The organism is Mesorhizobium sp. M1A.F.Ca.IN.020.06.1.1, assembly GCF_004023265.1.
GTDB lineage: Bacteria > Pseudomonadota > Alphaproteobacteria > Rhizobiales > Rhizobiaceae > Mesorhizobium.
Map to the genome: position 1 here is coordinate 1 of NZ_RZSR01001267.1, position 1356 is coordinate 1356.

Genomic DNA, 1356 nt, shown 5'->3' on the forward strand with positions numbered 1-1356 from the left:
TGGTCGCAACGGCGGACGCATTGGTCGAGAATTTCCGGCCGGGCGTGATGGATCGGCTCGGCCTCGGCCACGAGAAGCTGAAGGAGGTTAGGCCAAGCCTCGTCTATTGCGCGATATCGGGTTTCGGCCAGACCGGCCCGATGCGTGGCAACCCGGCCTATGATCAGATCATCCAGGGGCTGTCCGGGATCATGAGCATCACCGGCACGCCGGAAACGGCGCCCCTGCGCGTCGGCTATCCGGTCGCCGACACGCTGGGCGGACTGGTCGGGGCCTTCGCCATCGCTGCGGCGCTGGTGCGGCAGAAGACCAGCGGCGAAGGCGCCTTCCTCGACGTGTCGATGCTCGAATGCACGCTGTCGGCCTTGGGATGGCCGGTGTCGAACTATCTGACGGCGGGCGTCCAGCCTCAAGCCATGGGCAACGAGAACATGACGGCCGCGCCCTCCGGCGCGTTCCGCACCGGCGAGGGCCTGCTCAACATCGCCGCCAACAAGCAGGAGCAGTTCGTGATCCTTTGCGGCTTGATCGGCCGCCCAGACTTGGCTTCGGATCCGCGCTTCGCCGAACGCGAGACGCGCAAAGGGAACCGGGCAGCGCTGAAGCCGCTCATCGAGGACGCGCTTGCCGGCGCTCCTGCGGCGGTCTGGGAAGAAAAGCTCAACCGCGCCGGCGTGCCGGCCGGGCGGGTGCTGACGATCCCGCAAGTGCTGCAGGAACGCCAGGTCATCGAGCGCCGCATGACGACGCGCTTCCAGGAGATACCGGGAATGGACAACCCGCTCACGGTGGTGCGCGGCGGCTTTATGGTCGACGGTGCGGCTCCCGTGCCAGCCGGCCCTCCGCCACGTCTTGGCGCGCATATGGACGACGTGTTCGCCAGCTTGCCGGCGCGCGGCAAGGGGAGGGCGCGGGCATGAGCGCGGACAAAAAGACCGGCCGCGACCGCGGCGAGGAGTGGTGGCGGACCGGCATCATCGAGATGCAGCCCGGCGTGATCCGGCTGCGCGGCTACCAGATCCAGGATCTGATCGGCCGGGTCAGCTTTCCGGCGATGATCTGGCTTATGCTGCGCGGCGAATTGCCGGGCGACGATCAGGCGGCGCTGCTCGGCATCGCGCTCGGGGCCGCCGTCGACCACGGCCCGCAGGCGCCGTCGATCGCGATCGCGCGCATGGCGGCGACCTGCGGCGTCGGCATCAACAACGCCATGGCCTCCGCCATCAATGTGCTGGGGGACGTGCATGGCGGGGCCGGCGAGCAGGCGCTTTCCTTCTATGGCAACATCGCCGCCGCAATCGATGGTGGCGCGAGCCTCGCCGAAGCGGTGAGTGCGCGGCTCGACCGGTTCTTCGC

Annotated in this window: 1 protein-coding gene and 1 pseudogene; both read left to right on the top strand. The window is 68.6% G+C overall.

The genetic code is table 11. The features are described from left to right. A partial coding sequence (locus EOA60_RS33145; RefSeq protein WP_164899776.1) for a CoA transferase occupies positions 1-920 on the top strand: 920 nt, incomplete at its 5' end. Then, positions 917-1356: pseudogene (locus EOA60_RS33150) on the top strand (citrate/2-methylcitrate synthase); the annotation flags it as partial. The gene EOA60_RS33145 and the pseudogene EOA60_RS33150, both read left to right, overlap by 4 nt.